Genomic DNA, 21,965 nt, shown 5'->3' with positions numbered 1-21,965 from the left:
CTGCGGTGTCCGAAGTGTCTACGGTCGCCGAATGCCCGGCCGACGACGGCTTCCTGCTGGCGCTGATGACGGCGATGACGGCCGAGCTGGTCGTCGTCTACGGCCTGCCGCCGGACACGCGCCCGCGGCCGCTGGACCCGGCGAGCCGGTACCTGCTGGCCCGAGAGGGCTCGCGGGCGATCGGGTGTTGCGCGGTGGAGCCGGTCGGGCCGGGCGTGTACGAGCTGAAGCGGATGTTCGTCGCCCCGGACGCCCGCGGGACGGGGGTCTCGAGCGAGCTGGTGGCGGAGTCCGAGCGGCTGGCCCGCAGCGGCGGCGGAGTGCGGCTGCGGCTGGAGACGGGCGTGCGCCAGCCGGCGGCGATGCGGCTGTACGAGCGGGCGGGGTACCGGCGGGTGCCGAACTTCCCGCCGCACGAGGCCGATCCCGAGTCGGTCTGCTACGAAAAGGTGCTGGGGTAGCCGGTTCAGAGGTCCAGGTTCAGCGACAGCTGGCCGAGGTCGTCGCCAGCGGGGGCGACGCGGAGGCCCGCCGGCGGTGCGGGCAGCGTCGCCACGCAGGCCGCGCACGGCGCCACCTCCGACGTCGTCAGGTCCACCGGTTTCCAGCTGCGGGACTCCTTCGCGCCGCACGCGGAACGGCGGTAGCGGAGGTCGCCGGAGCGGGTCATCAGGTGCGCCGACGGTACTTCTTCGGGCAGCACGCCGACCAGGTACCAGCGTGGTGCGCTCACCGCGGTGGTCGTCATGGCCGCCAGTCTCCGTCGCGGCCCTCGGCACCCGCGTGCATTTGCCGATCCTCGGCGTGGCGGGGCGGAAGTCAGGCCGGCAGGTAGCGGGTGATGTACATCAGCCCGCGCTCGTCGACCGCCGACGGGTCGGGTGCCACGCAGGCGCGCAGGTCCGCCAGCACCGCGTCGGCGTCGAGGCCCGCGCCGATCAGCACCAGCTCCGTGCGCCGCGGTGCGCCGGACGGCCAGGCCGACCGCTCCAGCTGCACGAACCCGCCGACCGTGTGGAGCTGGAAGCGCGCGTCCGCGGCGAAGTCCGCCTGGCCCTTCATCCGGTAGAGCCCGGCCGGCCGCCGCTCGAGGAAGTCGACGAACGCCTTCGGCGCGAGTGGGGTCTCGGCGGTGAAGGTGACCGTCTCGTACCGCGCGTGCAGGTGCTGCGAGTGGTCGTGGTCGTCCTCGCGCAGGTCGTCGAAGGACAGCTGGCCGGCGCGCTCGCCGCGGGGCTCGGGGTCGAAGAACAGCCTCGGGTCGACGCGCCCGTGCGCGGTGACCAGCAGCGGACGGCCCGGCGCGAGCTCCTCGACCGTCGCGGTGACCTTGGCCAGCGCCTCGGCCGGCACCCGGTCGGCCTTGTTCAGCACCACCAGGTCGGCCAGGCGCAGGTGGTCGGCCAGCTCGGGGTGCCGCTCGCGCGCGGCTTCGAACTCGGCGGCGTCCACGACCTCCGCGAGCCCGCCGTAGCGGATGTCCGGGTTCTCGCTGGCGATCATCAGCCGGATCAGGTCGCGCGGCTCGGCGATGCCGCTGGCCTCGACGACGATGACGTCGATCCCGGCCTCGGCGCTCGAGAGCCGCCCGAGCATCGCGTCGAGGCCGCTCGTGTCGACCGCGCAGCACAGGCAGCCGTTGCCGAGCGAGACCATCGTGTCGACCTGGCCGGCGACGGCGAGCGCGTCGACGTTCACGCTGCCGAAGTCGTTGACCACGACGCCGACCCGGGCGCCCTCGCGGTTGGCGAGCAGGTGGTTGAGCAGCGTCGTCTTGCCCGCGCCGAGGAACCCGGCGACGAGGACCACGGGGATCTTGCGCACGAAACGACTCTACGTCGCGCGCGGGCGCGTCGGTACACGGGGGAGTGTCGCCGGACTAGGCCGTTCGCCGAATACGCTCGAAAAGACGCAGGTGGCCCGCGGGAAAACAATCACGGCGTTTTCACCGTCCACAGTGATCGATTGACGGAAAATGCGCACCGGCATGTCCGGATAACGCTTGGTAGCAGCTATTTTTACGGAGTTTTCCCAGGCAGAGACGGAATTGCGGGGATGGGGGAGACGTCGTTCACGTCCGGTGGATTGCGCCGGCAGGAACGTGGGGTACTCTCCCCGGCCTGGCCGGAGGTGCTGCTGCCGCAGTGACTTCCGGCCAGGCCCGTTGCCGGCGACCATCGGAGGAACGGTGAACCTTTCCGTCGGGATGCAGATCACGATTTCGGAGAGTGGGGTCACGTCGTGACGGTTACACCCGAGCGGGTGACGCCCACGCTGCCGATCTACCAGCGTGTCTCGGAAGAGCAGAGCGTGAATTCCGCGGAAGCGGAAGAATTCCTGGACCGGATGTTCGCCGAAGGCGCCGCCGAAGAAGGCGACCGCTTCGAGACCCGGCTGGCGGAGGTCCGCGCGGAAATCGCCGAAACGGGCACCTACCGGCACACCGCGGCCGAACTGGCCTACGGCGCGCGCGTCGCGTGGCGCAACTCCGCCCGCTGCATCGGCCGGTTGTACTGGCACAGCCTGCGGATCCGCGACCGGCGCCGGGTCACCGACCCCGCCGCGATCGCCGGTGAGTGCGTCGCCCACCTCCGTCAGGCCACCCGGGGCGGCCGGATCCGGCCGACGATCACGGTGTTCGCCCCGGACGCGCCCGCCGCGCCCGGGCCGCGCATCCACAACGAGCAGCTGATCCGGTACGCGGGCTACCGCCTCGAAGACGGTTCGGTGCTCGGCGATCCGCGCTACGCGGAGTTCACCGAGCAGGTGCGAAGACTGGGGTGGCGGCCACCGGAGCGAAGAGGCTCCTTCGACGTCCTCCCGCTGCTGGTCGAGGCGGACCCCGGCGATCCGCGGCTGTTCACGCTGCCCGCGGACGCCGTCCTGGAGGTCCCGCTGACCCACCCCGACCACCGCTGGTTCGCCGGGCTCGGGCTGCGCTGGCACGCCGTGCCGGCGATCAGCAACATGCCCCTGGAGATCGGCGGCGTCACCTACCCCGCCGCGCCGTTCAACGGCTGGTACGTCGGTTCCGAGATCGGCGCCCGGAACCTGGCCGACGAGCAGCGCTACGACCTGCTGCCGGTCATCGCCGAGCTGATGGGCCTGGACACCGCGTCGGAGCGGACGCTGTGGCGCGACCGCGCGCTGGTCGAACTGACCCTCGCGGTGCAGCACTCGTTCGACGCGGCCGGCGTGACGATGGCCGACCACCACACCGAGTCGCGCCGGTTCCTGAACCACCTCGCGCGCGAGGAACGGTCCGGCCGCCGGTGCCCGGCCGACTGGAGCTGGATCGTCCCGCCCTTGTCCGGCGGCCAGACCCCGGTCTTCCACCGCTACTACGACCCGCCCGACCCCGAGGAGCGGCCGGCGTTCCTCTCACCGGACTGAGTCACGGCGGAGCCCCGGATGCCACGGAGAGCAACCTGGCAGCGCCCGTATGGCGGATCGTGACCGGCCCGCGCCGCACGACCGCGCGGCAAGGCCGACAATGGGACGCATGACCGCAGTCCTCGTCGCCTACGCCGGGCGTCACGGCGGAACCCGGCAGATCGCCGAGGTCATCGCGGCCGAGCTCGGCGAAGCCGGCCTGAGCGTCGACGTGCGCGATGCCGCCGACGTCGGCGGGGTCGGCCACTACGCCGCGGTCGTCGTCGGCAGCGCCCTGTACTACCACCGGTGGCGGCCCGAGGCCGTCCGGTTGCTGGAACGCAACGCCCCGGCGCTCGCCGAGCGGCCGGTGTGGCTGTTCCACAGCGGACCGTGCGGCCCGGGCGCGGCCACGCAGCAGGTCAGCCTGCCGGCGAACGTGGCCCTGCTCGCCGCGCGCATCGACGCGGAGCGCACCGCCACCTTCGGCGGCCGGCTCGACCCGGCGACGGTGCGCGGCCTGATCCCGCGGCTGATGGCGTCGGGGCAGCGCGCGGGCGACTTCCGCGACTGGGACCGGATCAAGGCGTGGGCCCGCGACGTCGGCCGCCGTGTCCGCACGCGCGTGGCGCTCTGACTCTTGCCCGCGCCCGTCGGTGGATGCTAGACCAGCTCTGAGCTCTTCCGGTGAAGAACCGACGGGACGGGGCAAACGTGACGGATCAGGCGGCACCCGGGACAGGGAAGAAAGCGCTTACATCCGATCAGCGCAACGCGTTCCTCGCGGCGCTGCTCGGCTGGAGCATGGACTCGTTCGACTACTTCCTCGTCGTGTTCGTCCTCGCGGACATCGCGAAGGACAAGTCGTTCGGCGCGACCGCGACGCAGCTGGCGTTCATCACCACCGCGACCCTCGTGATGCGCCCGGTCGGCGCGCTCCTGTTCGGCCTGTGGGCCGACCGCGTCGGACGGCGGATCCCGCTGATCGCCGACGTCCTGCTGTACTCCCTGGCCGGCCTGCTGTGCGCGTTCGCGCCGAACTTCACCGTGCTGCTGATCCTGCGGTTCGTCTACGGCGTAGGCATGGGCGGCGAGTGGGGCCTCGGCGCGGCGCTGGCGATGGAGAAGATCCCGGTGGCGCGGCGCGGGTTCTTCTCCGGGCTGCTGCAGGTCGGCTATTCGATCGGGTACCTGCTCGCCGCGCTCGCGTACCTGCTGTTCCATTCGGCCCTCGGCCTCGAATGGCGCTGGATCTTCGTGCTGAGCATCTTCCCGGCGCTGATCACCCTGCTGATCCGCGCGCGCGTGCGGGAGTCGGAGGTCTGGGAGACCACGCGGGAGAAGCTGCGCGTGACGCGGACGTCGGTCAAGGACGTCCTGCTGAGCGGGAAGGTGATCCGCCGGTTCGGCTACCTGATCCTGCTGATGACGGCGTTCAACTGGATGAGCCACGGCACCCAGGACGTCTACCCGAGCTTCCTCAAGGCCCACGACAACGGCGGCGCCGGCCTCAGCGCGGCGACGAGCACGTGGATCGCCGTGCTGTACAACGTGGGCGCGATCATCGGCGGCCTGACGTTCGGCACGCTGTCGGAACGCCTGGGCCGCCGCCGGACCATCGTGACGGCCGCGGTGCTCGGCCTGCCGGTGATCCCGATCTTCGCCTTCGACCACGGCGCCGGGATGCTGGCGCTGGGCTCGTTCCTGATGCAGATCATGGTGCAGGGCGCGTGGGGCGTGATCCCCGCGCACCTCACGGAGATGTCGCCGGACGCGATCCGCGGCTTCTACCCCGGCGTGACGTACCAGCTGGGCAACCTGCTGGCGGCGCTGAACCTGCCGATCCAGCAGGCGATCGCGGAGTCGCACGGGTACAGCTCCGCTCTCTTGTGGACGGTCGTGCCCGGCCTGATCGCCGTCGCCGTCCTGACCGCGATCGGCAAGGAGGCCAAGGGGATCCGGTTCGGCGAGTCGGCGGTGGCGACGGCACCGGCCGGCTCGAAGTAGGTCGTCAGCGGAGCGTCTTGAGCCGGTCCAGGAGATCGAGCCACTCGACCGCGTCGGCCGTCGTGGCGTGCAACTGCAGCGCTTCGCCCAGTCCCAGCGCGTCGATCGCCCGGCGCACCACCGGCACGCACCCGACGATCGCGAACGGGACGCCGGCCGCGCGGGCGTCCCCGGTCGCTTCGAGGAGCACCGCCAGGCCTCGGGCGGAGCAGTGGGCCGCGCCGGTCAGGTCGAGGACGAGGGCCCGTGGCGCCAGGCCGATCTCCTCGGTGAGCCGGGAGCGCAGCCGGCGGCTGCCGGTCAGGTCGAGCTCGCCGCCGACGGCCAGGACGCTGACGGCGGCGGTCGTCGTCACCACCAGCTCCATCACCGGCTCTTCGCGCCGGCTCTCGTAGTGGCGGGCCATCAGCGCGTCGATGTCCAGGCCGGGCGGGTAGGGCACGGCGTCGATTTCCCGCGCCCACGCGCGCAACGCCGCCAGCACCTCGCGGTGCCGTGCGTCGTCTTCGCGCCAGTCCATACCGGTTACATCGCTCGAGGGGCCCCGGGCGCAACAGCCGCGGTCAGGGTGTGACGAGACCCGCTTCGTAGGCGAAGATCGTCAACTGCACGCGGTTGCTCACGTCGAGCTTCGCGAACGTCCGGGTGATGTGCGTCTTGACCGTCGCCTCGCTGAGGAACAGCTCCGCCGCGATGTCCGCGTTCGGCTTGCCCCGGGCGACCGCCGTGACGATTTCCCGTTCGCGGTTGCTGAGCAGTTCGAGCTTCGCCAGGGCCTTGGCGCGCCGCGGGTTGGCCCGGGCCGCCACGAACTGGCCGATCAGCTGCTTCGTCGTGCGTGGCGACAGCATCGCGTCGCCGTTCGCCACAACCCGGACGGCCTCGATGATCTCCTGCGGCGAGCCCTCCTTGAGCAGGAATCCGCTGGCACCGGCCGCGAGCGCTTCGAAAACGTACTCGTCGAGGTCGAACGTCGTCAGGATCAGCACCTTCGGCGCTCGCGGCTGGGCGAGCACCGCCGCCGTCGCGGTGAGGCCGTTCATCCGCCGCATCCGGATGTCCATGATCACGACGTCCGGCGCGTGCCGCGCGACCTGCTGGACGGCTTCGTCACCGTCGCCCGCCTGCGCGACGACCTCCAGATCGGGGGCGCTGCCCAGGATCATGGACAGCCCGGTGCGGACCAGCGGGTCGTCGTCGACGAGCAGTACGCGCACGCTCACCCGCCGATCCTAGGGCGCGGCCGGTACCCACGGCAGCGAGGCCCTCAGCGCGAAGGTCCGCTGGTCGACCGGTCCCGCGGCCAGAGTGCCGCCGAGCAAGGTGATCCGCTCGTTGACGCCGGTGAGCCCGGTGCCCGATCCGGGCGAGGGCACCGGGTGCGGCGGCAGCGCGTTGACGACTTCGATCAGCAGCCCGGCACCCGGGCCGCCGCGCACCGACACCTCCGCGGGCGCTCCCGGCGCGTGCCGCAGGACGTTGGTCAGCGCCTCCTGGAGGATCCGGTAGGCGGCCGTGCCGAGCGGGGCCGGTGCGGTGGCGGCCTGGTCGAGCAGGACGGTGAGGTTGACCGCGAGCCCGGCCTGCCGGGCGCCGGTGACGAGGTCGGGGATGTCCGCGAGCGTCGGCTGGGGCGGCTCCGCCGGTCCGCCGCCGGGCCGGTCGGCGAAACCCGGTCCGCGCAGCACGCCGATGACCTGGCGCAGGTCGTCGAGCGACTGCCGCGCGGTGGTCCGCACGGTCTTGGCCGCCTCCGCCGTGTCCGGGGCGGTGCCGCTGGTGACCTCGAGCGCGCCCGCCTGCAGGGAAAGCAGCGACAGCCGGTGCCCCAGGACGTCGTGCATCTCGCGGGCGATCCGCGCCTGCTCCTCGCGGCGCGCCACCTGGTCGCGCAGGGCCGCCTGCTCGGTGGTGCGCCGCCGCGTCTCGGCCATGCTGTGCCGGACGATCCCGAGGGTCAGCGGGATCGCCGTGTACACCGCCGCCGTCAGGATGATCCCGGTCAGCTCGGCACCGGCCGAGCCGGTCGGAATCCAGGCCTCGGACAGCGACAGCTCCGCGTCGCGGCCGACGTCGCGCCACACCGCCAGCCCGGTCGCGGCGAACACGAGCGTCGCCGCGCTCCAGCGCCACCAGCCCGTGAAGTACGTCGTGAGCGCGGCGAGGGCGATCAGCGCGGCCAGCGAGTCCGCGCGCAGCAGCAGCGGGGGCGCGATCGCGATCCCGGTGACGACCAGGGGAAACTGGTGCCGCCAGACCAGCATGATCGCCGCGCCGATCCCGAAGAACCAGCCGAGGAGCGCGCCGGCGGTCGGGTGGATGTCGTCGCTGCCGGCGACGCTGAGCTCCAGCGACACGTTCGCGATCCCGCTCACCAGGCTCGCGGCGACCGCGAGCACCGTGCACACCACACCCAGCACGGACCGTCCCATGGGGGAAAGCCTACGGGCGGCCCCCTCAGCCGTTCCGCTGGTTCGCGCGAACCGCGATGACGACTTTCGTCGTACGGGGTCTAGGCCCGCGGACGACGCGCGCACCGCCCCGCCGCTGGTTTCCTGCTCGCCGTCAGCAGAGGCGAAAGGAAACCCCGATGACCGACTACACCCCGATCCAGCAGTACCCGGCTCCGCAGGCCGCGCCGCCGCGCAACGGTCTCGGCACGGCCGGCTTCGTGCTCGGCTTGGTCGGGCTGGTGTTCTCGCCGATCCCGTTCGTCGGGGTCGTCGCCTGGCCGCTCGTGGTGCTCGGCCTGATCCTGTCCGCCGTCGGCGTGGCCCGGGTGCGGGCCGGGAAGGCCACCAACAAGGGACTGTCGATCGCCGGCGTCGTCGTCTCGGTGCTCGGCCTGGTGGTGAGCATCCTGTGGGTGGTGGTCATCGGCAAGGCCATCAGCGATGTGAACGACCAGGCCACCCAGCACCACACCGTCACCTACGAGGTGACCGGCGACGCGCCGTCGGTCACGGTCGTCTACAGCACGTTCGACCAGCACACCATCCTGATCGACACCGAGCCGTCGGCGCCGGTGCCGTGGACGAAGACCGTCGAGGCGACCGGGTTCCTCGAAGGCGCCCAGTTCGCCGCGACGACCGGTCCCGAGGGCGGCTCGATCACGTGCAAGGTCGTCGTCGACGGCAAGCAGACGAAGACGGCGACCGCGTCCGGTCCGGCCGCGGTCGCCAGCTGCACCGGCTTCTGAACCTCCCGCGCCGCCCGGGCGAGGGGGCCGGGCGGCGCGGGAGGAGGGTGGGACCCGGCCCGGGGGCGGGTCCCACCCTTCGCGGGTCAGCCGCAGTGCTCGAACTCGCTGTTGTAGGCCTGGCCGTCGGTCGCGCCGCCCCACTTGACGCACTTGTCCGCCGCGGCCGCCGACACCGGGCCGGCGAAGTAGGAGAACGAGCCGGAGTCCGTGGCCCGCGCGGAACCCTGGACCTCCAGGTAGGCCGACGTCTGCGTGGCCGTCCCGGCGGACGTGCTCTTCATCGCGGCGACGCAGTTCTGGCCGTTCGCGGCGTTGTAGGACAGGTAGACCGTGCCCGCCGTGCCGAGCGGCGCCGAGTCGATGACGCTGTAGCCGCCACCGCAGGCGGGGGCGCCCAGCTGCGTGTCGGTCACCGCGGCGTAGCGGATCGTGTCGTTGGCGTGCCCCGTCGGCCCCGCCTCGAACAGCACGCCGACCGAGGACTGCGAAAGCTGCACCATGTCGGAGTACGCCGCGTCCTGGCCCCACACGAGCAGGCTGCCGGCGGTGCCGGTCCAGTTGGCGCCTTCGTCGAACGAGGAGTGGATCCGCAGCTCCTTGCGACGGTCGCAAGTGGACGGTGCGGCGAAGACGATCCGGTCGTACTTGCCGCCGGTGTCGGCGGCGCTCATCCGGGCCGTCGACCCCTCCACGGTCGGGGCGACGAGGTCGGTGGCGAAGGTGAACTTCGTGCTGAAGGTCGCGCCCCCGTCCGAGCTGATCGCGTACGCCCGGTTGTGCGTGCCGTCCAGCAGGCACTTGTCGCCGTCGTTCGCCTGGTTGCGCGCGGCGGCGTAGACCCGCCCGTCCGCCAGCTCGGTGACGCTGATCTCCTGCGGGTTCATCGTGCTGGCGGTGGGCTTGTCGGTGGCCCCGAGGTGCCAGGTGGAGCCGTTGTCGTCGCTGTAGACCAGTGCGCCGACGTTCGAGTAGCTCATGCCGGCGACGAGCCGTCCCTTGTGCGCGCCCCGGGTGAGCACGATCCCGTGCGACGGCCCGGTCGCCAGCCAGCTCGGCGCCGCGGCGAAGCCGAGCTCGGTGGTCAGCACCTTCGGCGCGCCCCACGTCTTCCCGTTGTCCTCGCTGAGGGACACGCGCGGGACGCGGCCGCAGTCGGGGTTCGTGTATCACTGCATCGTCGAGAGCAGCACGACCCGGTTGCTGCCCGGGATGACGATCGGGGCCGGGTTGCCCTTGGTGTCGCCGTTGGCCTTGATGACGGTCTGCAGCGCGCTCCACGTCTTGCCGCCGTCGGTGGAGCGTTTCATGACGAGGTCGATGGCGCCGAGGTCGTTGCAGACGCTGGCGCCGTCGTTGCGGCCTTCGGCGAAGGCGAGCAGCGCGCCGTCGTTCGCCTTGACGATGGTGGGGATGCGGTAACAGTCGTGGCCCTCGGTGTTTTTGGTGAACACCAAGGTGCTGGCGACGTCGGCCTGCGCGGTGGCGGCGCCGACGGCCGCCGGGACGGCGACGGCGGCGCACCCCAGCAGCCCGGCCAGCAGGCCTCTGGCGATCCGGGTGATCTTCACGGGTTTCTCCCTACGGATTCGTTCTACGTCCTACGTCTCGGCGGTAGCGTCGACGCGGCCCGTACAAGACCCGTACAACCCGGCGTATAACGACCTATACCTTGCCGGGAGGGAAACGTCAGGTGAACACGGCCAGGGCGCCGAGCCGGACGGCACAGCCGAGGCCGAACAGCGCGCCGGCGAGCAGGAGCGTCGACGCCGTCTTCGCGACGTCGAGCGCGAACTGCGGAACAAGCCCGGCGCTGCGGACGGCGACCGTGGCGGGAAAGTCGAGGACGAACAGCGGCGCGTGGCCGCCGCGGCGGGTGCGTTCGGTGGCGTCGACGATCGCGACCACCGGGGCTTGAGGTCTGTTCGCTCGCTGGTGGGTTGCCGTCGATCGGACGGCGATATATCGTCGTAGTGTCGGCGATACGGCGAGCGAAGGAGACAGTCATGGAGATGAGCGCGGGAGCGGGACGGATGTTCGGCGGATTCGGCGGCGGGTTCGGTGGCCACGGGCCCGCGGGGCACCACGGTTTCGGGCACCCGGACCACGACGTGCCGGGGCGCGAGGGCTGGGACGGCGGCCCCGACCTGGCGCGCGGCGGCCCTCCGGGTGGGTTCCCGCCGCCACCGCCACACCCGCCGCACCCACCGCAGCCGCCGGGCTTTCCCGGGTTCCCCGGTGGGCCGGGGTCCTTCGGCGGCCCCGGCGGCTGGGACGGCGTGGGCAGCGCGTTCCAGCGGGTACGCGAGTTCCGTGGCGGCGGGCGCGCCCCGAGCCGTCCGGTGCGGCCGGCGGTGCTGGCGCTGCTCGCGGAGGAGCCGCGGCACGGTTACCAGCTGATGCAGGAGATCCGGCGCCGCACGAACGAGCGGTGGCGGCCGAGCCCCGGTTCGGTGTACCCGATCCTGCAGCAGCTGGAGGACGAGGGTCTGGTCCACACGGTCGAGACGGCCGGGCGGCGGGTAGCCGAGCTGACCGACGCCGGCCGCGAGCACGTCGCCGGGCGGGAGGCCGAGTTCGCGGCGCTCTGGGAGGAGCCCGAGGAGGAGCCGGGCGCCGACCGGTTCGCGGCGTTGTGGCACGCGCTGGGGGAGCTGTCCGGAGCGGCGGCGCAGGTCGGGTACAGCGGAACGGAGGCCCAGGTCGCCGAGGTGAAGAAGATCCTCGCCGACGCCCGCAGGCGGGTGTACGCGGTCCTAGCGGACGCGGGCCTGGAGGAAGAGGACGCCTGACCGGCTGCTTGCGGCCCGCCGGACCTGCCTCGCTTTCGCCGAGCCGGGTCCGGCGGTGCCGGCCGAGTGGGCCATGAGTGAACCGCTCGGCCGGTGACCGTCCGTGCCGGTCGGTTGGTCCGGTTGTCGGGGCGAGGTCCGTCGGTGATCGCTCGCGCTGGTCGGCTGGTACCTGGTCCGGCCTCGGTCTACCAGCGGTGGGCCGATCGGTGCCGGCACGCTTGGCCCGCCGAACGACCGTCCACATCGGACGGTACGCCCGGCGGGTAAGCTCGGGCCGCATGGAGGAAACGGACTTCGCGGCGCACCTCACCGCGACCATGACCGGCAGCGCGCTCACCATGCTCATCGGTGTCGGCCACCGCACCGGGCTCTTCGAAGCCGCCGCCGCAGGGCCCGCCACCAGCGGTGAGCTCGCCGAGCGCGCCGGGCTTCGGGAGCGGTACGTCCGCGAGTGGCTCGGTGCCATGGTCACCGGCGGCATCTTCACCCTCGATGCCGGGCGCTACACCTTCCCGCCCGAGCACGCGAAGTTCCTGCTCGGCGAGACGTCGGCGAACCTCATGCCGTCGCTGCTGACCCTGACCGCGTTCACCGGCATCCTGCCCGACCTCGAACGCAGCTTCGCCGACGGCGGCGGCGTCCCGAGGGCGGCGTACGGGCCCTACCTCGAAACCCTCGGCGCGAAGACCGGCGACAGCTGGAAGCACGTCTACCGCGAACACCTCGTCGACGGGTTCTTCGGCGCGGTTCCCGGTCTGAAGGAGCGGCTCACCGCCGGAGTGCGCGTGCTCGACCTGGGCTGCGGTACCGGCAACGCCATCGCCGTGGCCGCCCGCGCGTTCCCCGCCTCGCGGTTCACCGGCGTCGACATCAACGCGAACGTCGTCGAGCAGGCGCGCGAGACCGCGGACGGGCTGCCGAACGCCGAGTTCGCCGTCGGGGACGCCGCCGAGCTGACCGGCGAGTTCGACGTGATCACCGCCTTCGACGCCATCCACGACCAGGACCGCCCGGACGTCGTGCTGCGGCGGATCCACGGCGCCCTCGCCGAAGACGGCCTGTTCTTCATGGTGGACACCAACTTCTCGAGCCACGTCGCGAACAACGTCGGCAACCCGCTGGCCGCGCTCTGCTACTCGATCAGCCTGATGTACTGCACGACGACGTCGCTGGCCGAGGGCGGCGCCGCGCTCGGGGCGATGTGGGGCATCGAAACGGCGCGGGAAATGCTCGCGGACGCGGGGTTCCGGCACGTCGACGTGCTCGGTTCCCCGCGTCCGCAGAACTGCATCTACGCCTGCCGGCCCTGACTCACTGCTGGTACGGCGCCGCCGCGGCCTTCGCGGCGGTGACCAGCGCGCCCTTGTTCTTCGGCCAGAACGTGCTGTCGACGCAGGTGTAGCGCGGCAGGAAGCCGCCGCAGGTGCCGCTCGAGCCGCCGACCTCGAACGTCACGCTGGCGACGCCCAGCTCGCCGTAGGTGAAGTCGTCGGTGGTGCCGCTCGTGTCGTAGCCGACGGTCTCCTCGTTGGTGCCGACGAGGTAGCCGTTCGACGCGGAGTACTTCGCGCCGAGCCTGCGGTACTGCGCGTCGTTCGGCGAGGTCGACTGGGTGAAGCCCCACGGGATGATGATGTCGTTGCCGTAGCTGTGCAACGTGATCATCGTGCCCTTGGCGGTCGACGGCGCCGGGTCGTTGTTCCCGGTGCCGCGCTGGTCCGGGAAGATCGCGCGGGCCAGCTTCTCCAGCGCCTGCGTCTCGGGCTCGGAGCCGGCGCTCACGCCCTGGTAGGTCTCGGAGCACGCCGAGTTGGAGTCGCCGCCCCACTTGAACGTCGAGTTGCGGTTCAGGTCGATGCCGATGTTCGTGCCGGTGCAGCCGCCGCGGGTGTTGTTCGCGTTCTTGCGCTGCAGCTTCGGCGAGTTGCCGCCCGAAGCGACGATGTCGACGCCGTCGGGGTTGGAAATCGGCACCACCCAGACCTCGGTCGTGTCCAAAATGGACTTCGCGGTGGCGTCGGTGGCGTAGCCGTCGGCGAGGTAGTCGATCCAGCGCCAGGCGAGCTCGCCGGTCGACAGTTCGCGTGCGTGGATCTGGGCCATCAGGAAGAACTTCGGCTTCGACGACGTCGTCGACAGCGTGCAGTCGCCGGTCTGCTTCTTGGTCAGGCAGATGGCCTGGATGTCGTGGCCGCCCTGGCCCTTCGTCTTCTTCCACGACTGGCCGATCGTGTACTTCGTGGCCAGGTCGGGGTGCGCGGCGGCGACCGCGGTGAGGTGGTTCTCGTGCGCGGTGACGGTGCGGTACCCGCCGTAGAAGGTGTCGGCTGCCAGGGAGTTCGCCTGCGCCGGGAGTTCCTTGTAGACGGTGTCGTAGAAGGTGGGCCGGTAGCCCAGCCCCTGCAGCCGGGCGGCGACGGCCTTGCCGCCGACGACGTACACCGCTCCGGCATCGCCTTCTTCGACGTCGAAGCCGGCTTCGGTCAGGGCGGCCGCCTGGGTGGCGGTCGCCGGGACGCGCCAGAACACGGGGGTGTCGGCGGGCTGCGCGGCCGCGGTGCCGCCGAGCAGCGCGGACAGCACGACCCCGGTTGCCGCGCACGCGAGCCGGGACAGGGACCTTGACGCCATCGGGGGATCTCCTCACGGCCGCACGGATGGAGTTCCGGCCCGGGGCTCTCGGTCACCGGACCGGCACGCACAGTGTGTCGGTCCGGGACAAATCCGCCATACCCCCGAAAGTCGCGAAACCGGTCGCGGCGGGCCCCGGGTCACCCGCCTCACTATGCTCGGAAGGGGCCCAGACCCGATCTTGAACGGAGAGCGCATGCCGATCCACGACCTCGTCTTCCGGGGGAGACGGCTCACCAGCGACCACGCGCTGGTGATGGCGATCGTCAACCGGACCCCGGACTCGTTCTACGACAACGGGGTGACGTACGAGGAAGACCGGGCGCGCGCGGCCGTCGGCAAGGCGATCGAGGACGGCGCCGCGGTGATCGACATCGGCGGCGTGCCCGCCAGCCCCGGCCCCGAGGTGACCGTGGCGGAGGAGATCAGCCGCGTCGTGCCGACCGTGGAGTGGATCCGCGCGGCGTTCCCCGACGTCGTGATCAGCGTCGACACCTACCGCGCCGAGGTCGCCGACGCCGTCTGCCGGGTCGGCGCGGACCTGATCAACGACAACTGGGCCGCCTACGAGCCGGAGATCCTCGACGTCGCCGCCGAGCACGGCGCCGGGTACATCTGCGCCCACGTCGACGGGCTCGACCCGCGCACCGACCCGATCAAGCCGCAGTACGACGACGTCGTCGCGTCGGTCGTGGCCGACACCACCGACCTCGCCGAACGGGCGGTCGCGAAGGGCGTCCCGCGCGAGGGGATCATGATCGACCCCTGCATCGACTTCTCGAAGAACACCTACCAGTCGCTGACGATCCTGCGGAACGTCGACAAGCTCGTGGCCACCGGGTGGCCGGTGCTGATGGCGTTGTCCAACAAGGGAGTGGTGGGGGAGACGCTCGACGTCGGCATGGACGACCGGGTCACCGGCACCCTCGCCGCCACCGCGCACGCGGCCGCGCAGGGTGCCGCGATGTTCCGCGCGCACCAGGTCCGCGAGACGCGGCACACGGTCGAGATGATCGCGAGCATCATCGGTACCCGCCCGCCGAAGAACGCGGTGCGCTGGCTGTGATCCGGCAGATCTGGCCGCTCGAAGCCGGCCGCGAGCTCGCTACCGGCGACCTCGAAGCCCTCTACCGCTTCCCCGACGTCGCGAAGTGGCTCGTCGTCAACTTCGTGTCGAGCACGGACGGCGCGATCACGGTCGCCGGCCGCTCGCGCCCGCTGTCGACCGAGCCCGACCGGGTCGTGTTCAAGCTGGGCAGCGACCTCGCCGACGTCGTCCTGCTCGGTGCAGGGACCGCGGTGATCGAGGAGTTCGAGGGCGTCCACCCGGACCCGGAGACCGCGGACCGGCGCCGGCGGCACGGCCTCGAGCCGATCCCGCCGATCGCGGTCGTCACCACGGGACGCAGCCTGCCGCCGGACGCACCGGTGCTGACCCGGGCGGCCGTGCCGACGATCGTCCTCACCTGCGAGCGGGCGCCGGAGGACCTGCGCGCAGCCTGGCGGCGGGCGGGCGCCGAGGTGGTCGTCGCGGGGGAGGACGCGGTGGCGCTCGACGTCGCCGTGGCCGCGCTGACCGAGCGCGGCCTGCGGCGGATCGACTGCGAAGGCGGGCCGAAGCTGTTCGCGTCGCTGGCCGAGGCGGGCCTGGTCGACGAGTTCCGGCTGACTGTCGCGCCGTACCTGGTGGCGGGGACGGCGGACCGCGCCGCCATGGGTGGCGCCTTCGACCCGGTTCGGTTGGAGCTGGCCACGGTCCTGACCGACGGCGCGAGCCTGCTGACGCGGTACCTGGTGCCGTAGCCGGTCTGCCGCGACTGGTCGTGAGTGAGAAACAGTGTTCTAACACTGTTTCTCACTCACGACCCCGCTGCGGCGGACCTACTGCTTGAGGCCGTGCTCGATGGCCTCGATGATCCGCGGCCGCAGCTCGGCGGTGCTGATGATCGCGTCCACCGAACCGACCTCGACGGCGCGCTGGATGCTGTGCACCTTGTCGAACTCCGCCGCGATCTCGCTGACCTTCTCCGCGCGGACCGACGACTGGACCTCGGCGAGCTGGGCGTTCAACGCCGCCCGGGACGGGGCGTCGGCCACCGCGACCCGGGCCTGGAGCTCGGTCACCCGCGGGTCGTTCGCCGTGCGCTTGGCCACCTCGCCCGCGAACACCACCGCCGCCGCCGGGGCGCCGCCCAGCACCGAGGCGAACGAACCCTCCAGCGCCAGCACCGTCATGTTCGGGTTGAGCGCCTTGGAGAACACCACGAACGCGCCGCCGTGGTAGCGCGAGATCACGGTGAACACGATCGGGCCCTCGAAGTTGACGATCGCCCGGCCGATCTCCGCGCCGTACTCCAGCTGCAGCTTGCGCAGCGACTCCGGCGAGCCGTCGAACCCGGACAGGTTCGCCAGCACGACCAGCGGCCGGTTGCCGGACGCCGCGTTGATCGCCCGCGCCGTCTTCTTCGACGACCGCGGGAACAGCGTGCCCGCCGTGTAGGTGTCCGGCCCGTCGGTGGGAGGGAAGCCGCGGCGGGGGACCGACCGCGACTCGATGCCGACCAGGCAGACCGGGCGGCCGCCGATGTGCACGTCCTGCACCGCGGCCGTGTCGGCGTCGGCCATGCCCGCCCAGCGCTCCAGCACCGGGTGGTCCTGGTCCGACAGCGCGCGCATCACCGTGCGGATGTCGAACGGCTTCTTGCGGTCCGGGTTGTGCTCGGCGGAGAAGATCTCCCCGACGGTCCGGAAGTCGCTGTCGACGATCGCGTGCGGGAACGGCGAGACGTCGCGGTCGACCGGGTCGTTCGTGCCGACCTTCCGCGGGCCGGTTTCACCCGGGACGACGTAGGTGTGGTCGTAGTGCGACATCAGGACTTCGCGGGCCGCGGGCAGGTTCGGCGCCCAGTACTGTGCCTGGCCGTTCGGGCCCATGACGCGGTCGTAGCCGCCGATGCCGAAGTTGTCCTCCGCCGACACGCCACCCGAGAAGTCGAGCGCCTGCTTGCCGGTGAGCACCATCGCCGAGTCCGGCGTCATGATCAGGACGCCCTTGGTGTGCATGAGCATCGTGGCTTCGGCGTTCCAGTACGGCTGGGCGCCGACGTTGATCCCGTTGACCACGATGTTGATCTCGCCGCCGTCCTGGGTGAACGTGACGATCCGCTTGAGCGCCGCGGCGACCCAGTCCATGTTCTCGGTGCCCGAGGACATCGAGATCCGCGCGCCGGAGGACAGCGCGAACCACTCCAGCGGCACCCGCATGCGCTCGGCCAGGTCGAGCGCCGCGATGACACGCGAGCACTCCGGCTCCGACAGCGCGCCGAGCGACTTCGTCGGGTCGCCGATCAGCACGACGCGCGTGACGCCCTCGGCGTGCCGCTCGGTCGGGGTCGTCACGACGCCCGCGACGATCGCCGCGGTGTTCTTGCCCTTCGGCCGGTCGACCGGCACCAGCGCGCCCGCCTCGAGGTCGTGCTCGACGAACGTGCCGTCCTGGCCGGCGAGCAGCCCGGTCAGCTCGTACGGGTAGACCGTGCCGCGCCGGGCCGCGCGCAGCACCTTCAGGCGGTAGTCGTCGAGCGGCTGCACCGGCTCGGTCGACGCCGGCCCGACGTGCAGCCGCGCGCCGCGACCCGGTTCGAAGGCGATCCGGACGGCCAGCTCGGTCAGCTTGCCCGCGTCGGTGCGGCGGCGGGCCAGGAACTGGACCTCCTCCAGCCCGGCCCCCACCGACGTCGGCAGGATGCGCTGGACCAGCGTGTTCAGCTCGTCGGTGGTGAGCTCCGTCGGCGGCCAGACGTACATCATGATCCGGTTGGTGTCGAACCGCTTGTTCTGCGGCCGCTGCGCCTGGATGTTGCGGATCGCGTCGAGGCAGGCGGTGACCGCGTCCTCGAGCGCGGGCAGGGCGACCAGCCGGCCGTCGGCCTCGCGCAGCGGCGTCAGGTCGCGGACCTGGCCCATCGCGATCAGCCGCTCGTCGGCCGGGTTGCTCTTCGCGACGGCCTTGAAGAGGTAGATCTCCTCGTCCGCCGACGGCAGCCGGGTGAGGTCGAACTCGTGCAGCCGCTGCAGCTGCAGCCGGTTCGCGATCTGCGGGTGCAGACCGCGGATCAGCCGGTCTTCGGTGAAGGCCGCGCCGTCGCGCCGGAAGGTGAAGTGGTGGTGCATCACCGCGCCGCCGGTGCCGGCCACGGTCAGCACGACGTGCCGCACGCTCGCCGGCAGCGGGTGCTCGGCCAGCAGCGCGCCGAGCCGCTCCGCGGTCGCGTCGACGTCCGGCTGGTCCTCCCAGCGCAGGTACACGTCGGCGACGACGCCTTCGGTCGCCACCTCGCCGATCGCGCGGACGGCGTCGGGCAGGGCTGCGATGTCGACGGCGGTGGTGACCAGCGGCAGCACGCCGTCGGGCGTGTTCAATTCGGCGGTCAGCAGCCGGCAGCCGGCGACGTCGCGCACGGCGACCCCGGTCAGCCTGCGGTTGCCGTAGTAGCGGCGGGTCAGCACTTCCAGCAGCGGCGCGTGGTCGCGGCCGGGCCGGCCGATCCGCTGCCCGATCAGCCGGACGAGGGGCTGCGAGCCGGTGATCATGGCCTGGATCCGCTCGGCGCGGTCCGCGGCGTCCGGGTGCTGGTCGAGGTAGCGCAGCTCGGTGCGGACGGCGGCGTACACCTCGGCGCGGTTGCGGCGCAGCAGCGGCTGGGCGAACCAGCGGAACACCACGCCGCGGGCCAGGTCGGACACCGTGGGGAAGCGCACCTGCGTGGCTTCGACCAGGTGCTCCAGGGCCAGCCCGGCGCGCTGGCTCAGCGACTCCGACGGCTGCGCCCCGGCCAGCCACAGCCGGAGCAGCTCGGAGACGACGGCGACGTCGGCCGAAGTCCGTTGCTGCGCCAGGAAGATCCGGAAGACCGCGGACTCCAGCTCGGGGGTGCGCTCCAGGTCGGTGACGCCGTAGTGGCCGAGCACCTTGGTCAGCTTGGCCTGGAAGCCTTCGGTGACGCCCGCGCGCTCGACGTCGAGGCTCTGCAGGTAGCTGTGGAAGAACTCCCGCGGGCTGTGCACCGCGCCGTTGGGCACGGTGTCCTCGCCGCCCGGGGTGTTGCGGCTCAGGTCGGACAGGTCGGCGAAGACCGTCAGCAGCTCCAGCTCGCCTTCGACCGGACGGTTGCCCAGCTCGGCCCGCGCGGCGACGTAGGCCGACAGGACGCGCTTGCGCTCCGACGGGTCGACGTCGAAGCCGAGCAGCAGGCTGCGCAGGTCCTGCAGACCGCGCTCGACGCGGTCGGCCGCGGAGACGTCCGCCGCCTCGGCGGGCAGCTCGATCTCGATGGTCTCGGTCTCCTCGGCGACCTCGTCCTCGGCTCCGTCGGCCAGCGGCTCCAGGCGCATCAGCGGCGCGCCGGTCTCGACCTGGCTGCCGACCGACACCGGGCATTCGCGCACGCGGGCGCGGAACGGCGCGCGCAGCACCGTCTCCATCTTCATGCTCTCCAGCACGAGGATCGGCGCGTTCGCCTCGACCTCGTCGCCGACCGACAGCGGCGTCGCGACCACCAGCGCGGGCGCGGGGGAGCGGACGACGCCGCCTTCGTCGCGGCTGACGCGGTGGGTGACGCCGTCGACCTCGACGAGGTGGATCGGGCCGTGCGTGGCCGCGACCAGGCGGAAGCCCTGCCCGTTGACCCGGATCCGGCCGCTGTGGGCGTCGAAGCGGTCGATCTCGACGTCGGCGTGGTGCACCTCCGACGTCCCGGCCGAAACGCCGACGCGGAACCGCTTCTGGCCGATGCGCGCGACGCTGACGCGGTAGCCGACGCCGCGGAGCTTGAGGTCGAGCGGGCGGCCGGTCTCGTGCTGGACCTGCGGGCGGCCGCCGTGCGCGGTGGCCAGCAGGCGCTGGACGGAGACCTCTTCCTCGTCTTCGTACGCCTCGATGGCGGCCGCGGCGAGCGCGACGGCGGAGTGCCGGTGGGTGACCAGGCGGCCTTCGGCGCGGACGCGGTCGATCCAGCCGGTGTCGGCACTCGCGTCGATGACCTCGGGCTGGTCGAGCAGGTCGAGCACGAAGCTCTTGTTGGTCGCGCCACCCTCGATGATCACGGTGGTCTCGGCCATCGCGCGGCGCAGGCGGCCGAGCGCCTCGTCGCGGTCGCGGCCGTAGGCGATGATCTTGGCGATCATCGAGTCGAAGTCGGCGGGGATGGTGTCGCCCTCGCTGACGCCGGTGTCGACACGGATGCCGGGGCCGGCGGGCAGCGCCAGCCGCGCGATGCGGCCGGGGGAGGGCGCGAAGTCGCGGTCGGGGTCCTCGGCGTTGAGCCGGGCTTCGACGGCGTGGCCGAGCTCGGCCGGCTGGTCGCCTTCGAGCTTGCCGCCGTCGGCGACGTGCAGCTGCAGCTTGACCAGGTCGGTGCCGGTGGTGATCTCGGTGATCGGGTGCTCGACCTGCAGGCGGGTGTTGACCTCGAGGAAGGCGAACAGCTTCTCGCCGGGGTGGTAGAGGAACTCGACGGTGCACGCGCCGCGGTAGCCGACGGCGACCGCGAGCCGCTCGGCCGACGTCTTCAGCTCGGCGGTCTGCGCCGCGTCCAGGACCGGCGACGCGGACTCTTCGATGATCTTCTGGTTGCGCCGCTGCACCGAGCAGTCGCGGACGCCGAGCGCCCACGCCGTCGCGCCGTCGGAGATCACCTGGACCTCGACGTGCCGGGCGCCGGTGACCAGGCGCTCGAGGAACACGACGCCGGAACCGAACGCGCGCAGGGCTTCCTGGCTCGTGCGCTCGTAGGCGTCGGCGAGGTCTTCGCCGGAGGCGACCATGCGGATGCCGCGCCCGCCGCCGCCCGCGGTGGCCTTGAGCATCAGCGGGTAGCCGATCCGGTCGCCCGCCTTCAGCGCGTCTTCGAGCGTCGCGACCTCGCCGCGGCTCCACGGCGCGACCGGGACGCCGACCTCTTCGGCGATCAGCTTCGCGCCGATCTTGTCGCCCAGCTTGCGCATCGCGTCGGCGCTCGGGCCGACGAAGGTGATGCCGATCTTCTCGCACAGCTCGGCGAAGGCCGGGTCCTCGGCGACGAAGCCCCAGCCGACCCACGCGGCGTCGGCCTTCGTCTCGACGAGGGCCTGCTCGAGCTTGGCCAGGTCGAGGTACGGGCGGGCCGACGCGGGACCGAGGTCGTAGGCCAGGTCGGCCTCACGGACGAAGGTGGCCGTGCGGTCCGCATCGGTGTAGAGGGCGACCGTCTCGATCTTCGTACCGGTTTCCGCCGACAGATCCCGGACGGCGTGGATGAGCCGCATCGCGGCCTCTCCGCGGTTGACGATGGCGACACGATTGAACACCGGCTGAGCCTCCCAAGTACCCACGCACAGAAGGCGACGCACCTGTACTGGGGCGTCGCCTGCACCTGTCTACACCCTGCTGGATTACCGCCGGGTAGACCAATGTCCGCCATGGCGCATGCCGAGGCGGCTGCTTTGTGGGAACCCCACAAAAAGCGACCCGGGCCACACTGCCACGGGCGCTTTTCTCGCGAGGACTGCCACAAAGCACGGTGCGTAGCCTACGGCGGAAACCAGTAGGGAAACATCCGGTGGCGCCGAGATAAGGGGTCGGCTAGGAGGCGAGCAGGACGTCCGGGTGCAGCACCTGGCTCAGCTCCCGCTGCTCCGCCTCCGACAGCGGCACGGCGGCGACGCTGCAGCGGCCGTCCGGGCCCGGGGCCGTCGTGATCGCCAGCACTGGTCGTCCGTCGATCTCGCGCAAGTTCACCCGGCCGCCGCAGGCGAGGTCCAGGCTGATCCCGGGCCGGTCGCGATGCCTGCCGAGCCAGCGGCTGACGAAGTCGAAGGTCATCGCGGTCTCCCCTCGCAGCGAACTCACCCCTGTGCAACACAGGTGGCATTCGTTAATGCCCCGGATACACCGTGTTCACACCCGAACGGACGGAAAAGTC

General features: G+C 71.8%; 19 protein-coding genes and 1 pseudogene. 9 read left to right on the top strand and 11 right to left on the bottom strand.

Annotated elements, in window-relative coordinates:
- Positions 1-5 precede the first annotated feature (5 nt).
- A complete protein-coding gene (locus ACZ7PG_RS00595) occupies positions 6-461 on the top strand; it encodes a GNAT family N-acetyltransferase (RefSeq protein ID WP_470236952.1) in 456 nt (151 codons plus the stop codon).
- A 5-nt stretch (positions 462-466) separates the two neighbouring features.
- Here the strand turns inward: ACZ7PG_RS00595 and ACZ7PG_RS00590 are convergent, their stop codons facing one another.
- Together ACZ7PG_RS00590 and ACZ7PG_RS00585 are read right to left on the bottom strand one after the other, a co-directional pair.
- Positions 467-748, bottom strand: a complete 282-nt coding sequence (locus ACZ7PG_RS00590) for a hypothetical protein (protein WP_470236951.1) — start codon at positions 746-748, stop codon at positions 467-469.
- Between the two features lie 71 nt (positions 749-819).
- Positions 820-1,824, bottom strand: coding sequence for a CobW family GTP-binding protein (locus ACZ7PG_RS00585; protein WP_470236950.1), 1,005 nt, complete (start codon positions 1,822-1,824; stop codon positions 820-822).
- 438 nt (positions 1,825-2,262) lie between these two features.
- Between ACZ7PG_RS00585 and ACZ7PG_RS00580 the strand changes: the two genes are divergently transcribed.
- The 3 genes from ACZ7PG_RS00580 to ACZ7PG_RS00570 all read left to right on the top strand — a co-directional run bounded on the left by ACZ7PG_RS00580 (position 2,263) and on the right by ACZ7PG_RS00570 (position 5,379).
- Positions 2,263-3,393: a nitric oxide synthase oxygenase gene (locus ACZ7PG_RS00580; RefSeq protein ID WP_470238972.1), complete on the top strand. Its 1,131-nt coding sequence runs from the start codon at positions 2,263-2,265 to the stop codon at positions 3,391-3,393.
- A gap of 109 nt (positions 3,394-3,502) precedes the next feature.
- Positions 3,503-4,009 (top strand): flavodoxin domain-containing protein, encoded by a 507-nt coding sequence (locus ACZ7PG_RS00575; RefSeq protein WP_470236949.1) that lies wholly within the window; start codon positions 3,503-3,505, stop codon positions 4,007-4,009.
- A gap of 77 nt (positions 4,010-4,086) precedes the next feature.
- Entirely contained in the window at positions 4,087-5,379 is a 1,293-nt protein-coding gene (locus tag ACZ7PG_RS00570; RefSeq protein ID WP_470236948.1) for an MFS transporter, read from the top strand.
- Between the two features lie 4 nt (positions 5,380-5,383).
- Here the strand turns inward: ACZ7PG_RS00570 and ACZ7PG_RS00565 are convergent, their stop codons facing one another.
- Genes ACZ7PG_RS00565 through ACZ7PG_RS00555 form a run of 3 tightly spaced genes read right to left on the bottom strand, consistent with a single transcriptional unit; the run spans position 5,384 to position 7,811 of the window.
- On the bottom strand, positions 5,384-5,899 hold the full coding sequence (locus ACZ7PG_RS00565; protein WP_470236947.1) for an STAS domain-containing protein: 516 nt from the start codon (positions 5,897-5,899) through the stop codon (positions 5,384-5,386).
- Positions 5,900-5,942: 43 nt separating this feature from the next.
- Positions 5,943-6,602, bottom strand: a complete 660-nt coding sequence (locus ACZ7PG_RS00560; RefSeq protein ID WP_470236946.1) for a response regulator transcription factor — start codon at positions 6,600-6,602, stop codon at positions 5,943-5,945.
- A gap of 9 nt (positions 6,603-6,611) precedes the next feature.
- Positions 6,612-7,811, bottom strand: coding sequence for a sensor histidine kinase (locus ACZ7PG_RS00555; protein ID WP_470236945.1), 1,200 nt, complete (start codon positions 7,809-7,811; stop codon positions 6,612-6,614).
- A 158-nt stretch (positions 7,812-7,969) separates the two neighbouring features.
- On the opposite strand from ACZ7PG_RS00555, the gene ACZ7PG_RS00550 reads away from it, so the two are divergent.
- Positions 7,970-8,578, top strand: coding sequence for an MmpS family transport accessory protein (locus tag ACZ7PG_RS00550; RefSeq protein ID WP_470236944.1), 609 nt, complete (start codon positions 7,970-7,972; stop codon positions 8,576-8,578).
- Positions 8,579-8,664: 86 nt separating this feature from the next.
- Here the strand turns inward: ACZ7PG_RS00550 and ACZ7PG_RS00545 are convergent, their stop codons facing one another.
- The 3 genes and pseudogenes from ACZ7PG_RS00545 to ACZ7PG_RS00535 all read right to left on the bottom strand — a co-directional run.
- The gene (locus tag ACZ7PG_RS00545; protein ID WP_470236943.1) at positions 8,665-9,714 is read right to left on the bottom strand and encodes a sialidase family protein; all 1,050 of its coding nucleotides are present in this window, start codon (positions 9,712-9,714) and stop codon (positions 8,665-8,667) included.
- 33 nt (positions 9,715-9,747) lie between these two features.
- Complete coding sequence (locus tag ACZ7PG_RS00540; protein ID WP_470236942.1) at positions 9,748-10,149, bottom strand: hypothetical protein; 402 nt, start codon at positions 10,147-10,149, stop codon at positions 9,748-9,750.
- Positions 10,150-10,282: 133 nt separating this feature from the next.
- A pseudogene (locus tag ACZ7PG_RS00535) lies at positions 10,283-10,492 on the bottom strand (putative sulfate exporter family transporter); the annotation flags it as partial.
- Between the two features lie 92 nt (positions 10,493-10,584).
- Between ACZ7PG_RS00535 and ACZ7PG_RS00530 the strand changes: the two are divergent.
- Together ACZ7PG_RS00530 and ACZ7PG_RS00525 are read left to right on the top strand one after the other, a co-directional pair.
- Positions 10,585-11,370, top strand: coding sequence for a PadR family transcriptional regulator (locus ACZ7PG_RS00530; protein ID WP_470236941.1), 786 nt, complete (start codon positions 10,585-10,587; stop codon positions 11,368-11,370).
- A 281-nt stretch (positions 11,371-11,651) separates the two neighbouring features.
- On the top strand, positions 11,652-12,683 hold the full coding sequence (locus ACZ7PG_RS00525; RefSeq protein ID WP_470236940.1) for a class I SAM-dependent methyltransferase: 1,032 nt from the start codon (positions 11,652-11,654) through the stop codon (positions 12,681-12,683).
- Position 12,684: 1 nt separating this feature from the next.
- Here ACZ7PG_RS00525 and ACZ7PG_RS00520 read toward each other — a convergent pair whose 3' ends face one another.
- On the bottom strand, positions 12,685-14,004 hold the full coding sequence (locus tag ACZ7PG_RS00520) for a M14 family zinc carboxypeptidase (RefSeq protein ID WP_470236939.1): 1,320 nt from the start codon (positions 14,002-14,004) through the stop codon (positions 12,685-12,687).
- A gap of 196 nt (positions 14,005-14,200) precedes the next feature.
- Here ACZ7PG_RS00520 and folP point away from each other — a divergent pair, with 196 nt between their 5' ends.
- Positions 14,201-15,070 carry a dihydropteroate synthase gene (folP, locus tag ACZ7PG_RS00515; RefSeq protein WP_470236938.1) on the top strand — a complete coding sequence of 290 codons (870 nt, stop codon included), beginning with the start codon at positions 14,201-14,203 and terminating at the stop codon, positions 15,068-15,070.
- Positions 15,067-15,807: a dihydrofolate reductase family protein gene (locus ACZ7PG_RS00510; RefSeq protein WP_470236937.1), complete on the top strand. Its 741-nt coding sequence runs from the start codon at positions 15,067-15,069 to the stop codon at positions 15,805-15,807. Before folP ends, ACZ7PG_RS00510 begins: the two co-directional genes overlap by 4 nt.
- A 78-nt stretch (positions 15,808-15,885) precedes the next feature.
- On the opposite strand, the gene ACZ7PG_RS00505 is transcribed toward ACZ7PG_RS00510, so the two are convergent.
- On the bottom strand, positions 15,886-21,351 hold the full coding sequence (locus tag ACZ7PG_RS00505; RefSeq protein WP_470236936.1) for an ATP-binding protein: 5,466 nt from the start codon (positions 21,349-21,351) through the stop codon (positions 15,886-15,888).
- A 274-nt stretch (positions 21,352-21,625) separates the two neighbouring features.
- Entirely contained in the window at positions 21,626-21,865 is a 240-nt protein-coding gene (locus ACZ7PG_RS00500) for a hypothetical protein (protein WP_470236935.1), read from the bottom strand.
- Positions 21,866-21,965: the final 100 nt, after the last annotated feature.

The organism is Amycolatopsis sp. NPDC114504, assembly GCF_055633595.1.
This window is presented reverse-complemented; position numbering and strand designations above follow the sequence as displayed.

What these genes read in the sequence shown, in the direction of transcription:
- ACZ7PG_RS00575 (WP_470236949.1), top strand. Translation starts at nt 3,503, where the DNA reads ATGACCGCAGTCCTCGTCGCCTACGCCGGGCGTCACGGCGGAACCCGG.
- ACZ7PG_RS00590 (WP_470236951.1), bottom strand. Translation starts at nt 748, where the DNA reads ATGACGACCACCGCGGTGAGCGCACCACGCTGGTACCTGGTCGGCGTG.
- ACZ7PG_RS00555 (WP_470236945.1), bottom strand. Translation starts at nt 7,811, where the DNA reads ATGGGACGGTCCGTGCTGGGTGTGGTGTGCACGGTGCTCGCGGTCGCC.
- ACZ7PG_RS00530 (WP_470236941.1), top strand. Translation starts at nt 10,585, where the DNA reads ATGGAGATGAGCGCGGGAGCGGGACGGATGTTCGGCGGATTCGGCGGC.
- ACZ7PG_RS00550 (WP_470236944.1), top strand. Translation starts at nt 7,970, where the DNA reads ATGACCGACTACACCCCGATCCAGCAGTACCCGGCTCCGCAGGCCGCG.
- ACZ7PG_RS00520 (WP_470236939.1), bottom strand. Translation starts at nt 14,004, where the DNA reads ATGGCGTCAAGGTCCCTGTCCCGGCTCGCGTGCGCGGCAACCGGGGTC.
- ACZ7PG_RS00565 (WP_470236947.1), bottom strand. Translation starts at nt 5,899, where the DNA reads ATGGACTGGCGCGAAGACGACGCACGGCACCGCGAGGTGCTGGCGGCG.
- ACZ7PG_RS00525 (WP_470236940.1), top strand. Translation starts at nt 11,652, where the DNA reads ATGGAGGAAACGGACTTCGCGGCGCACCTCACCGCGACCATGACCGGC.
- ACZ7PG_RS00500 (WP_470236935.1), bottom strand. Translation starts at nt 21,865, where the DNA reads ATGACCTTCGACTTCGTCAGCCGCTGGCTCGGCAGGCATCGCGACCGG.
- folP (WP_470236938.1), top strand. Translation starts at nt 14,201, where the DNA reads ATGCCGATCCACGACCTCGTCTTCCGGGGGAGACGGCTCACCAGCGAC.